The 13,010-nt window shown below is 62.9% G+C and carries 9 protein-coding genes; 2 read left to right on the forward strand and 7 right to left on the reverse strand.

Annotated features, from left to right (window positions below; translation table 11 throughout):
* Nucleotides 1-4: 4 nt before the first annotated feature.
* The 4 genes from AC3IYG_RS18715 to AC3IYG_RS18730 all read right to left on the reverse strand — a co-directional run bounded on the left by AC3IYG_RS18715 (nt 5) and on the right by AC3IYG_RS18730 (nt 4,158).
* Nucleotides 5-502, reverse strand: coding sequence for a TIGR00645 family protein (locus AC3IYG_RS18715; RefSeq protein WP_489310967.1), 498 nt, complete (start codon nt 500-502; stop codon nt 5-7).
* 215 nt (nt 503-717) lie between these two features.
* A complete protein-coding gene (locus tag AC3IYG_RS18720; RefSeq protein WP_489310969.1) occupies nt 718-1,059 on the reverse strand; it encodes a PA4575 family protein in 342 nt (113 codons plus the stop codon).
* A 229-nt stretch (nt 1,060-1,288) separates the two neighbouring features.
* Nucleotides 1,289-3,739 carry a Lon protease family protein gene (locus tag AC3IYG_RS18725; RefSeq protein ID WP_489310971.1) on the reverse strand — a complete coding sequence of 817 codons (2,451 nt, stop codon included), beginning with the start codon at nt 3,737-3,739 and terminating at the stop codon, nt 1,289-1,291.
* Nucleotides 3,740-3,834: 95 nt separating this feature from the next.
* The gene (locus AC3IYG_RS18730; RefSeq protein ID WP_489310973.1) at nt 3,835-4,158 is read right to left on the reverse strand and encodes a TraR/DksA family transcriptional regulator; all 324 of its coding nucleotides are present in this window, start codon (nt 4,156-4,158) and stop codon (nt 3,835-3,837) included.
* A gap of 164 nt (nt 4,159-4,322) precedes the next feature.
* Between AC3IYG_RS18730 and AC3IYG_RS18735 the strand changes: the two genes are divergently transcribed.
* Nucleotides 4,323-6,176, forward strand: coding sequence for an Lnb N-terminal periplasmic domain-containing protein (locus AC3IYG_RS18735; protein WP_489310975.1), 1,854 nt, complete (start codon nt 4,323-4,325; stop codon nt 6,174-6,176).
* A 145-nt stretch (nt 6,177-6,321) separates the two neighbouring features.
* A complete protein-coding gene (locus AC3IYG_RS18740; RefSeq protein WP_489310977.1) occupies nt 6,322-6,675 on the forward strand; it encodes a hypothetical protein in 354 nt (117 codons plus the stop codon).
* Between the two features lie 86 nt (nt 6,676-6,761).
* On the opposite strand, the gene ettA is transcribed toward AC3IYG_RS18740, so the two are convergent.
* The 3 genes from ettA to AC3IYG_RS18755 form a co-directional block, all read right to left on the reverse strand.
* Nucleotides 6,762-8,429, reverse strand: a complete 1,668-nt coding sequence (ettA, locus tag AC3IYG_RS18745; protein ID WP_489310979.1) for an energy-dependent translational throttle protein EttA — start codon at nt 8,427-8,429, stop codon at nt 6,762-6,764.
* Nucleotides 8,430-9,215: 786 nt separating this feature from the next.
* Nucleotides 9,216-11,756 (reverse strand): efflux RND transporter permease subunit, encoded by a 2,541-nt coding sequence (locus AC3IYG_RS18750; protein ID WP_489310981.1) that lies wholly within the window; start codon nt 11,754-11,756, stop codon nt 9,216-9,218.
* Between the two features lie 28 nt (nt 11,757-11,784).
* Nucleotides 11,785-12,858: a WD40/YVTN/BNR-like repeat-containing protein gene (locus tag AC3IYG_RS18755; RefSeq protein WP_489310983.1), complete on the reverse strand. Its 1,074-nt coding sequence runs from the start codon at nt 12,856-12,858 to the stop codon at nt 11,785-11,787.
* Nucleotides 12,859-13,010 lie beyond the last annotated feature (152 nt).

Raw genomic sequence — 13,010 nt, forward strand, 5'->3', positions numbered from 1 at the left:
GCGGTCAGGGGTACTCGTGCTTGGTCAGCCTATCCAGGTAACCCATGGCAAAGGCGGAGATGACGAAGGTCATGTGCACGATCACGTACCACATGATCTTGTCGTTCTCGATGCGCTGCGCATCCATGAATACCCGCAGCAGATGAATCGACGAGATCGCCACGATGGAGGCGGCCACCTTCATTTTCAGCGAGCCGGAATCCATCTTGCCCAGCCAGTTGAGCTTTTCCTTGCCGTCATCGACATCCAGTTGCGAGACGAAATTCTCGTAGCCGGAAATCATCACCATCACCAGCAGGCCACCGACCAGGGCCATATCGATCAGCGACAGCAGCACCAGAATCAGATCGGCCTCTGCCAAGGAAAAAATGTTTGGCAGTACATGAAAAATCTCTTGAAAGAACTTCAGCGCCAACGCCAATAGCCCGAAGGACAGGCCAAAGTAGATTGGCGCCAACAGCCAACGGGAGGCGTACAGCGCGTTTTCGATTAAGCGTTCCATGGAGCCTCGCAGCCAAGTCAAAATTGACCGCGAGTATACCCAGGCGCTTCGACGAGACAAGCAATAGAGCCTTGCCGCCCCCTACCCATTGTTGAGCCGTGCGGTTATCCACAGTTGCTGTGGATAACCTTGTGGAAGAGCTCAGGATAGAGCGCGCCGCAGCCCCTGCGACGGGGGCTGGCGAGGGTTGCGCAAAAGCCGAGCAATACGGGCGCTCAGGTCTCCGGGCGGAACTGGTAGTCGCCCAGATGGTGAACCCGGTCAGCGTTCAAACGCCGCAATTCGGCCTGCATGTGCAAGCACCAGATTGAAGGATCAGAGGCTTCGACATAGCCCAGCACTGTGAGGTTCTCGGCGATTGCCGAGAGTACCGACTCGGCCACGAAAGGCCCGTGAAATGGACCCTGCGCCTTAATCACAGAGGGCTGAGCGCCGGCCATCCCGGCGGCGCAAAGGAGAGTCCAGAGTCCATTTTCGCCAGCCAGTGGACGAATCACGCACTCGATGCGCGTATCCAGTCCCAGGCATTGGCGGGTGAGGCAGAGGCTGCGCGGCATAACAGCGGCCCTCCCGAGGTCTGAGCTTCAGACTACACCTCGCCGGGTGTTTCAGGGAAGCCCGCGGTTATCCCCATTTGCTGTGGATAACTCTGTGGACGAAGGGTGGGAAAAGCGTACCGGATGCCCGCCGCCGCGGCTGGCGCCAAGCTGCTCAATGACTGACCAGCCACTGAACAGCCAAGCGGGTCAGCCGCGACCTCGAACGTCAGCCAGCGACACCGCCGCGCTAGGGTTTGGCGGCCGCTGCCGGACTGTCGGCGGGTTTGCCCACTGCGGTTTCGGCTTCAGCCTCCTTGTCGTCGTCTTCCAGCCCCAGCTCGGCGATATCACGCAGGCGCTCCACCACCCGCGCATTGATGCTGCCCTCGGGAAACCGGCCCTCGGCGTCCGGCGCACCCACGGCCTCGCCCACCAGCAGGCTGAGCGCTTCGTCGACCTGATGCACCGCGTAGACGTTGAACAGCCCGGCGCGCACCGCCTGCAGCACCCGCTCATCGAGCATCAGGGTGGTGATATTGGCGTGCGGGATGATCGCCCCCTGCTCGCCGGTCAGACCGCGCGCTTCGCAGAGCCGGAAGAAGCCCTCGATCTTCTCGTTGACCCCTCCGACCGCCTGCACCTCGCCGAACTGGTTGATCGAGCCGGTGATGGCGTAGCACTGCTTCAAGGGTGTACGCGATAGCGCGGAGATCAGTGTGCAGACCTCGCCCAGCGAGGCGCTGTCGCCGTCGACGTAGCCGTAGGACTGCTCCAGGGCAATGCTGGCGGAAATTGCCAGGGGAAATTCCTGGGCGTAACGGCTGCCGAGGTAGCCGGTCAAAATCATCACGCCTTTGGAGTGGATCGGCTGGCCGAGATTGACCTCGCGCTCGATGTCGACGATGCCGCTGCTGCCCGGGTACACCGTGGCGGATATCCGCGCCGGCACACCGAAGGCCGAGTCGCCAACCTCCAATACCGTCAGGCCGTTGCACTTGCCGACCGCGGCGCCAGCGGTATCGATCAGGATGATGCCGGCCAGCATGTCATCGAGAATCCGCGCCGAGACCCGACCCGTGCGGGTGGCCTTGGCTTTCAGCGCCCGCTCGATATGCCCGGCGTCGGTCACCGTATCGTTGGCCAGTTGGCGGATGAAGTCGGCCTCGCTGACCAATTGGAACAGGTCGCCAATCCGCGCCGATAAGCGCCCCTGGTGCTCGGCCAGGCGCGCGCTGTAGGTCGCCAGGCGCGCCACCGCGTCGGCCGTCAGTGGCGCCATGCCCTCTTCGGAGGTGCGGGTTTTCAACAGCTGGGCGAACTGTTCAAGGCTGTCGTCGACCAGCGGGATGTCCTCGTCGAAGTCCACCAGCACGCGGAACATCTCCTGGAAGTCCGGATCGTGATCCTGCAGGGCGTAATACAGTTGGCGCGAGCCGATGAAGATGACTTTGATCTGCAGCGGGATTACTTGCGGGGTCAGGGTCACCGTAGCCAGACGCCCAAGCTCGCCGAGCGGCGACTCCATCTTCAACTTGCGCGCGTGCAGGGCGCGCTTGAGCGCATCCCAGACGAACGGCTCGCCGAGCATCTTCTCCGCTTCCAGCACCAGGAAGCCGCCATTGGCGCGGTGCAAGGCTCCCGGCCGCAGCTGCCTATAACTGGTGTAGAGCGCACCCTGATCGGTGCTGTACTCGATGCGCCCGAACAGGTTGTCGTAGGTCGGGTGCGACTCGAACACCACGGGTGCGCCGCCGCTGGCGTGATGGCCGACCACCAGGCTGGGGCTGTATTGCTCCTCCAGCAACTTGCGCGCTTGCGCATCGACCTTTTCCACATCGACCAGTTGCTCGACCACGGTTTTCAGCAGATTGACCTGCATGGCCTGCAGATAGCCGCAAACCCCGGCGTTCTCGGCGTATTTCTCCGACAATGGCGCGAGCAGCGGCTGCAGGGCCAGGGTGATGGTTTCCTCGTTCAGCTGGCGCAACTGGTTGCTCGACTCGCGCTTCCATTGCGGCAGGCTGGCCAGCTCTTCGTTGAGGCGCTCCTCCAGAGTGGAAATATCGGCGTGGTAGCGATCCCGCTCGACCTCCGGCAACTGCGCGAACTCGGCCTCGTCCAGGGCCTTACCCTCCTTCATCGGCGTGAAGGCGATGTTGGTGCTGTCGCGGTAGAGGGCAATTTCCTTTTCCAGCGACAGCCGCTCGATCACATCCAGCGCACGGTCGTAGCGCTGGTTGAACGCGCGGTCGATGGCGCTCTTCTTCTGCTGGTAGGCCGGGTGCTCGAACACCGCGGGGAAGGTCGCCAGCAGGTTGTCGATCAATACCTCGATATCGGTGATGAAGGCACTGGCGGTGCCCGGCGGCAGTTCCAGCGCACGCGGCTCGCGCGGCTCGTCGAAATGGTTGACGTAGACCCAGTCCGCCGGCGTTTCCAGGCGCTTGGCCTCGGCCTTGAGGTAGCGTTTGACGAAAGAGAAGCGCCCGGTGCCCGGCTCCCCCATGACAAACACGTTGTAACCTGGACGCGGCATTGCCACGCCGAATTGCAAAGCCTCCACCGCTCGCTCCTGGCCGAGCACGCCGCGAAAGGGCTCCAGATCATCGGTGATGGTGAAATTGAATTGGCTGGAGTCGAAGGGTCGGGTCAAGGCATCGGGCGCCAGGCGCAGGCCGGCAGCAACGGGATCAGGCATCGGGAGTCCTTACATCGGGCGGGGCAGAACCGCGGGAAGATGAACTCATTCTGGCGCTGGCCGATTACACCTGGCAAGGCGTTCCGCGCAGCGCTTCAATTACCCAGGTCGGCGCACTTCAAGCAGTACTCGGCAGCCGGCATCACCGCCAGGCGAGCCGCCTGGATAGGTTCGCCGCAACGCAGGCAGTAGCCGTATGTGCCTTCGGCCAACCGCAGCTTGGCCAAGCCGACCAGCCGCAAGGCGCTGTCAGCTTCGGCCAGCAAGGCCTCCAGCACTTCGTCGTTCTGCCGCTGGAGGGCCTGTTCGGCAAAATCCGGCGAGTGGCTACGGGCCAAGTCCTGACGGATGGCATTCGCGCGCGCGCCATACTCAGCGAGCAAAGTGTCCAGTGCGGCCCGAGGGTCGAAGGCAATCATGCTATGCACTCCTGAAACAAAGCCTTTTATTAGTGTGGACGCTGCCGCACTGCCTGCACGCAACCCAGAAAAAACTTGCGCAAATACCTGAGTTGAACAGCCTTGACACCCGCACCCGGCATCCACAAAGCTCGGCGCATTGCCTTAGAAGAAGAACGCTGACCTTGAAACGGATTTTATTCTCTCTGGCCCTAAGTATCTGCGGCGCTTCGCAGGCCGCCCCCACCCAACCCAACGAACGCCTGAACGCGCTGGCTGCCAATCCGTACTGGATCGCCCTCGGCCATTATGAAACCGGCAAGTTCGGTGGTTGGCGCAGCTACGTCGATGACGAGCAGTTCTTCCTTGCCGACAACGGCGACAGCGACCCGGCCGCCGAACTGCGCGCCACGCTCGACGCCCTCTACGCCCCGGCGGGCAGTGGCGATAAACACGCCCAGTGCGTGTACCCCGCGCGCACCCGCTGGCTGCGCCAGCAGCTGCAACTGCAGGACCTGCCGCAACCGACCTGTGGCGAATTCAGCGCCTGGTTCAAGGACATCGCCCCGCACAGCAGCGTGCTGATCTTCCCGGCCGCGTACCTGAACAGCCCCTCGTCGATGTTCGGCCACACCCTGCTGCGCATCGACCAGGCCGACGTCGAGCGCAACAACACCGCGCTGCTCAGCTATGCGCTGAATTTCGGCGCCTTTATCGAGGGCATGGACAACAGCCTCCTGTATGCCTGGAAAGGCCTGATGGGCGGCTACCCGGGGCTGTTCGCCCTGGTGCCCTATCGCGAGAAGCTCGCCGAATACCGCAACCTGGAGAACCGCGACCTGTGGGAGTACCGGCTGAACCTCACGCCGGAAGAAACCGCACGCATGGTCGAGCATGTCTGGGAGCTGAAACAGATCCAGTTCGACTACTTCTTCTTCGACGAGAACTGCTCCTACCGCCTGCTGGAGCTGTTGGAAGTCGCCCGCCCGGGCCTGGAACTCACCGAACAGTTCCCGATCACCGCCATCCCCACCGACACCGTGCGTGCGGTGAAGGACGCCGGCCTGGTGGAGCGCATCGACTATCGCCCGTCCCGCGAGCATGAACTGCTGAGCCGGGCCAAACCGCTCAGCAGTGAGGAGCAGAGCTGGGTGCTGCTGCTCGCCGACGACCAGAACCAGCTGAATAACCCCGAGCTGCTCGGCCTGCCACAAGAGCGCCGGGCACTGATCCAGGACGCCGCGTTCCGCCTGACGCGCTACCGCGCCAACGGCAAGGTGCGTGACAGCACGAGCGCCCAGCGCAGCTTCGCCCTGCTGCAGTCGATCAACCGCAACCCGCCGCCGCCACTTGAGGTGGCGCGCCCCGGCCTGCCGGAAGACGGCCACCAATCGCGCACCTGGCAACTGGGCGCCGGCAGCCGTGACGACCGCGCATTCGCCGAGTACGGTCTGCGCATGGCCTATCACGACCTCAACGACAACCTCTACGGCTTCCCCCTGGGGGCACAGATCGAGATCCTGCAGCTCAAGCTGCGCCAATACGAGGGCAACCACTGGCAACTGCAACGCCTGGACCTGGCCACCATCCGCTCGCTGACGCCGCGCAACGAGCTGCTCAATCCCTGGTCCTGGCAAGTTGCCAGCGGCCTGGAGCGGGTTCTCGGCGAAGACGGCGACGAGCGCCTGGTCACCCACCTGAATGGCGGCGCCGGCGGCACCTGGCAACTGAGCGACGAACTGCTCGGCTTTGCCCTGGGTACGCTGCGGATCGAAAACAACAGCGACTTCGCCAGCTTCATCGCCCCCGCCGCCGGCTTCAACAGCGGCCTGCTCTGGCACAACCCGCTCGGCAACCTGAGCCTCGAAGCGGCCGGCGACTACTTCCACAATGGCGAAGTGCGCCGCAAGCTCAGCCTCAACCAGCAGTGGGAACTCTCGCCCAACCTCGGCCTGCGGCTCTCGGCCCAGCGCGCGTTCAGCCAGCTGAGTTCGCCGGAGAATGAGGTTCGCCTGGAAGTGAAGTGGTATCACTACTGAGCGGCCGGCGGCGCATGATCAACATGTTCATCACCCTGCTTTGACGAATTTCTCACAAGCCGGCGCGCAGACTTCGACCATCACCCCAACCTGGCCCTGCATGGGTGCCCGGCCCTGAGCCGCCTACCGGGGTGCAGGAGTCTGCATGCCGCGCGTTCCCGCTTTACTCGTTCTGCTCGCGCTGGCCGGCTGCCAGAGCAGCCACGATTACCTGCTCAGCCAAGGCTACCCGGCCGCCTTCGCCGATGGCTTTGCGGAGGGTTGCGACAGTGGCCGGCAGGCCGCCGGGGCCATTACCGGCAGCTTCAGCAAGAATGTGCCGCGCTACCTGGCGGAGCCGAACTATGCCGAGGGCTGGAGCGACGGCTTTCGCCAATGCCAGGCCATGGCCGAGAGCGCTGAACGTCAGGATTATGAAAGGAGCCGCGACGATGAACGCGATGAAGCCTGGCAACGCGACAAGGACCGCGCCATGGCCAAGGCGTTAAGAGCACGCTGAGCGCCGTGCAGGCGGCCGAGCATGCCGATCACCCGCGCCGATAAAAAAACGGAGCCCGAAGGCTCCGTTTCTCATTCCACTGACGCTTACTGCACGAGCTTCTTGTGCCGCACCCGGTGCGGTTGCGAAGCGGCATCGCCGAGGCGTTTCTTGCGGTCGGCTTCGTACTCGGTGTAGTTGCCCTCGAAGAACTCGATGTGCGAGTCGTCCTCGTACGCCAGGATGTGCGTGGCGACGCGGTCGAGGAACCAGCGATCGTGAGAAATCACGATGGCCGCGCCTGGGAAGTCGAGCAGCGCCTCCTCCAGCGAACGCAGGGTTTCCACGTCAAGGTCGTTGGACGGTTCGTCGAGCAGCAGGACGTTGGCGCCCTCTTTCAGGGTCAGCGCCAGGTGCAGGCGGCCACGCTCACCACCGGAAAGGTCCTTGACGAACTTCTGCTGGTCGCCGCCCTTGAAGTTGAAGCGGCCAACGTAGGTGCGCGACGGGACTTCATAGTTGCCGATGCGGATCATGTCGGAGCCACCGGACACCGCTTCCCACACGCTCTTGCTGCCGTCGAGGTCGTCGCGGCTCTGGTCGACGCAGGCCAGTTGCACGGTTTCGCCGACGTCGATGCTGCCCGAGTCCGGGGTCTCCTTGCCCATCAGCATGCGGAACAGGGTCGATTTACCCGCGCCGTTACCGCCGATCACGCCGACGATCGCGCCTTTGGGCATGCTGAACGACAGGTTGTCGATCAGCATGCGGTCGCCATAGCCTTTGCTGACGTTGTTGAACTCGATGACCTTGTCGCCCAGGCGCGGACCAACCGGGATGTAGATCTCGTTGGTTTCGCTGCGCTTCTGGAATTCCTGCGACTGCATTTCCTCGAAACGTTGCAGACGGGCCTTGGACTTCGACTGGCGGGCCTTGGCGCCTTGGCGCACCCACTCCAGTTCTTCCTTCATGGCTTTTTCGTGGGCCGACTGCTGCTTGGACTCTTGCGCCAAGCGGTTGGACTTGGCCTCCAGCCAACCGGAGTAGTTGCCTTCGTACGGAATGCCGGCGCCGCGGTCGAGCTCGAGAATCCAGCCGGCGACGTTGTCGAGGAAGTACCGATCGTGGGTAATCGCCACCACGGTGCCGGGGAAGTCGTGCAGGAAGTGCTCCAGCCAGGCCACGGAATCGGCGTCCAGGTGGTTGGTCGGTTCGTCGAGCAGCAGCATGTCCGGCGCGGACAGCAGCAGGCGGCACAGTGCGACCCGGCGCTTTTCGCCACCGGAAAGCACCGCAACCTTGGCATCCCAGGCCGGCAGGCGCAGCGCGTCGGCGGCGACTTCCAGCTGGCGCTCGAGGTTGTGGCCATCGGCGGCCTGCAGAATGGCCTCGAGCTTGCCTTGCTCGGCGGCCAGCGCATCGAAGTCGGCATCCGGCTCGGCGTACGCGGCGTAGACCTCGTCCAGGCGCGCCTGGGCGTTCTTGATCACGCTGACGGCCTCTTCGACCACCTCACGCACGGTCTTTTCCGGGTCCAGCTGCGGCTCCTGCGGCAGGTAGCCGATGTTGAGGTCCGGCATCGGCCGCGCCTCGCCGTTGAACTCGGTATCCACGCCCGCCATGATTTTCAGCAGGGTGGATTTACCGGAACCGTTCAGGCCGAGCACACCGATCTTGGCGCCCGGGAAGAAGGACAGGGAGATGTTCTTGAGGATTTCCCGCTTCGGCGGCACAACTTTGCCCAGCCGATGCATGGTGTAGACGTATTGAGCCAAAATGAAGACCTCACTGAAGAACGTAAAAAAAATCCAAGCATATGATAGATATGGTAAAAATTACTATTTACTTAGCTTGGAACTAATTGGCGGGCATCAGCTTATTGGGTACCTATTAGATGTGTAAACAAGGTCCCACCTTCTATGTCAAAACGGGTCGTTGTGCAAATGGAGAACGGCTTCCCACGCTGGTGGACGGAACGACCGGGCTCCCCGACTTCGAAGCCACACTGTGCTCTACCTCGTACTCCGATCCCGCAACGTTAATCTCACCGAGAGACTGCGGACAGGACGGTTCCTCGATCCGGCAGACATCGAAGCAATCTCCAAGGCCATCAGACAGACAAAGCCCCAGGCCCAAATAGATGGGCCTCTCGCCAAAAGGTACCGGCAATACTTCGAAGCGCCCCTGGAACTCCGGCAAGGCCAACAGCGGAGCAACCTGGTAATCATGGTCAATCGCCAGGCTGCCCAATGGGCGGTAGACCACCAGGCGGGTGATACCCAGGGCAAGGCGACGAACTCCGCGCCCCATCCCTGGTGTTCCACAGCCAGGCGGATAAGTCTCTGGCTATCGCCCTCACGGGTGGGAAAGGTGAAGGGTGAAAATGCCTTATCGCTGATGCAAACCGAAAAGGTCCCCGCTTGAACCGGAGCGACCAGGAAGACCAGCACGCGCAGCAGGCCGATAGGGCGCAGCCAAATCCACTCTATAAAACGGCTTGGCTCACGCAGCACAAAACAGGACACCACGCCCGAGTAACCCGTCAGATTCACTTCGGATACTTAGCCATCTGTAGACAGAGCAACGGCTTTACAAGGGTTCGAACCCGACGCCGAAGAGGCTGAAGCCAACGCTTTCTCGCTCGGCAACGCCCCCTCCTTTGAGAGGGGAGCGGGGCTACGCAGCAGGAAGTGCGACAGCGCCGGAATCAAGATAAGCGCGCCGAGCATGTTCCAGATGAACATGAAGGTCAGCAGGATACCCATGTCGGCCTGGAACTTGATCGGCGACCAGGCCCAGCACACCACGCCAGCCGCCAGGGTAATCCCAACCAGTCCCACCACCCGACCGGTGAAGGCCACAGCGTTGCGGTAGGCCTCGGTGAGCGGCATGCCTTGGCGCTGGTAGTGCAACTGCACGCTGAGCAGGTACAGCGCGTAATCCACGCCGATACCCACGCCCAGGGCGATCACAGGCAGGGTCGCCACCTTCACGCCGATGCCCATGACCACCATCAACGCCTCACAGAGGATCGAGGTGAGTACCAGCGGCAGCAGCGCCACCAGCGTCGCGCGCCAGCTGCGGAAGGTGATCAGGCAGAACAGAATCACCGCCGCATAGACGTAGAGCAGCATGGTGCGGTTGGCCTCGCGCACGACGATGTTGGTCGCCGCCTCGATGCCGGCGGTACCGGCGGCCAGCAGGAACTGGCGATCCTCGGTGCTGTTTTCCTTGGCGAACTTGTCGGCGATGGCCACCACGGCGTCCAGTGTCTCGGCCTTGTGATCCTTGAGGAAGGCGATAACCGGCATCAGCGAACAGTCGGTGTTGAACAGCTCGGGGGCATTGACCGAGGCTTGCTGCGCGGCATAGTTCAGCACGTTCTGGTTGCGCTGGATGCTATTCAGCTTGGGGTTGCCCTCGTAGGTGCCGGCAGTGATCTGGCGCACCGCGTTGACCAGCGAGACAGTAGCCTGCACCCCCGGGTGCTGTTGCAGCTCCCAAGCCAGGCGGTCGGCGAGAATCAGCGTTTGGTAGCTCAGGCAGCCTTCCGGCGGGGTCTTGATCATCACCGCGAACAGGTCGCTGGACAGCGCGTAGTGGCTGGTGATGTAGGCGTTGTCGCGGTTGTAGCGCGAGTCCTCACGCAGCTCCGGGGCACCGCTGTCGAGGTCGCCGATCTTCAGCTGCAGGCTGACCACGAAGCCGCCGATGCCCATCAGCACCGCCACCAGGACGGCACCGGTGGCCCACTTGCGCGTGGTGAAGCGGTCAAGCATGTCCCACAGTTTGCCGAAGCCGCGATGCTCGGCGGCGCGGGTGTCGATCTTCAGCGCGCGCTCGGCGGCCTTGGCACCGACACCCACGTAGGACAGCGCCACCGGCATCATCAGCAGGGAGGTGAAGATAAGCACAGCCACGCCGATGCTGGCGGTGATAGCCAGATCCTGGATCACCGGGATGTCGATCAGCATCAGCACGGCGAAGCCGACCGCATCGGCCAGCAGCGCGGTGACGCCGGCAATGAACAGGCGGCGGAAGGTGTAGCGCGCCGCCACCAGCTTGTGGGTGCCGCGGGCGATGTCCTGCATGATGCCGTTCATCTTCTGCGCCGCATGCGACACGCCGATGGCGAAGATCAGGAAGGGCACCAAGACCGAATAGGGATCGATGGCGTAACCCAGCCACGCGACGATGCCCAACTGCCAGACCACCGCGATCAGCGAACAGGTGACCACCAGCAGGGTGCTGCGGATGCAACGGGTGTAGAGGTAGATGATGACGACCGAGGTGACCACAGCCAGACCGAAGAACATCATCACCTGGATCAGGCCGTCGATCAGGTCGCCGATCAGCTTGGCGAAGCCGATCACACGCACCTTGTACTTGCCTGTGCCTTCCTCCCCAGACTTGCGCGCATCGCTGTCGCCGGCGAATTCGATCGTGTCGCGCAGCTGTTTTTCCAGGGTCTGAGCAAACTCGTAGTAGTTGATGCCCTTGCCGGTGGCCGAGGCCTTGTCCAGCAAAGGCACGATCAGCATGGTCGACTTGAAGTCGCTGGCCACCAGGCTGCCGACGACGCCAGCGCGGGTGATGTTCTGCCGCAGCTGCTCGATGTCCGCGGGCGAGCCCTTGTAGCTGTCGGGCATCACCGGGCCACCCTGGAAGCCTTCCTCGGTCACTTCGGTCCAGCGTACCCCCGGGCTCCACAGCGACTTCATCCAGGCGCGGTCGACGCCCTGGGTAAGGAACAGTGCGTCGTTGACCTGCTTGAGCACGGCCAGGTATTCGGGGTCGAAGATGTCGCCCTGGGTGTTTTCCACCACCACCCGCACCGAGTTGCCAAGGCCACGCAGCGACTTGCGGTTCTCCAGGAAGTTCTGGATGTACGGCTGGCTCTGCGGAATCATCTTCTCGAAGCTGGGGCGCAGCTCCAGGCGGGTCGCCGCCATGTAGCCGAGCACCAGGGTGGCCAGCGTCATGAGCAACATGAACAGCGGGCGGTAGTTGAACACCAGCCGCTCCAGCAGGTTGCCGGAGTTCCGGTCGAAGTCGCGCAAGTCGCGGATCACCGGCATGGTGTCTTGCTTGATAGTGGCCATGTCTGGGTACTCGCTCTAATTCTTCTGGTTATTCGACGGGCAGCGTACGTACGCCACGACTACCGACCAGCACCAGCGCGCCGTCAGTGGCCAGGGCGGCACCGGCCACCGCTGACTGGCTATGCTGCGGCACGAGCTGCAACGGGGTATTGCCAACACCGGTCAGCAGCATGTGCCCGGCCTGGGTGAACAGGCGGTAGTGACCGCTGCCATCCAGGACCGCCGCACTGATGCTGACCTGCAGGCCGCTGTCGAGCTGGCTCCAGCTGTAGCCGCCATCGGTGCTGCGCAACACATGGCCGCGCAGGCCATAGGCGAGCACTTCACCGGGCTTGCCGATGACACCGAAGTAGCTGCCCTGATAGGGCGTCTGCATCGCCATGAAACGCTCGAGGATGTCATCCCACTTGAGCAGCAGGCCCTGTTCGCCGGCGATGTACAGCGCATCGCCGGTAGAGGCGATGGCGTTGAGGTGAAAGCCTTGCGGGTTGTCGGTGCGGTCCTGGAAAGGCGTCCAGCTCCGGCCACCATCCTCAGTACGCAGGATCAGGTTGAACACACCGACCACATAACCGAGTTGGTCGTTGGCGAACCAGACGTCGAGAAGCGGCTTATCGGCGCCCTCCTCAATCAGCCGCTGGCCCTCACCGACGAACAGCGCCCATTGTTCGTTGGCCGAATCGGCGCTGGCTAGCGCGCCGTAATGCTTGACCAGCAAGGCGCCGATTTCACGGCCGTCCAGTTGCTTGGTCCAGGTGCTGCCGGCATCGCTGCTGTGCAGCACCACACCATCGTTGCCGACCGCCCAGCCCTGCTTGGCGGAAGGAAAATACACGGCATTCAGGTCGGCGCTGACCGGCACACCGGCCTGCTGCCAATTCTTGCCGGCATCATCGGAATAAAGAATGTGCCCACGCTGGCCAACGGCGACCAGACGCTCTCCCGCGCGGGCCATGTCCAGCAAGGGGCTGCGCACCGCCAAGGCACTCGGTTTGGCCGGCAGATCCAGCACGTCAACGTAGCTGGCCGCCTGAGCGACTCCCTGCCACAGTGCCAGCGTGGCGCCCAGCGCCAGCAGGATGCACTTCTTGAATGAACACATACTGCGTCCTCTTGAGAAAACTGCGCCGGGGTGCACGCATGGTGCAGCCCGGCGTCGAAATCAGCCGCCCGTGACAATCGGCCACTACGCCGACCGTCGACCGATCACGCTGTCGTTGGAAACGACAGTGGACCGGCCGGGGCTCTTGTCAC

This window comes from Pseudomonas sp. KH_027 (assembly GCF_057838565.1).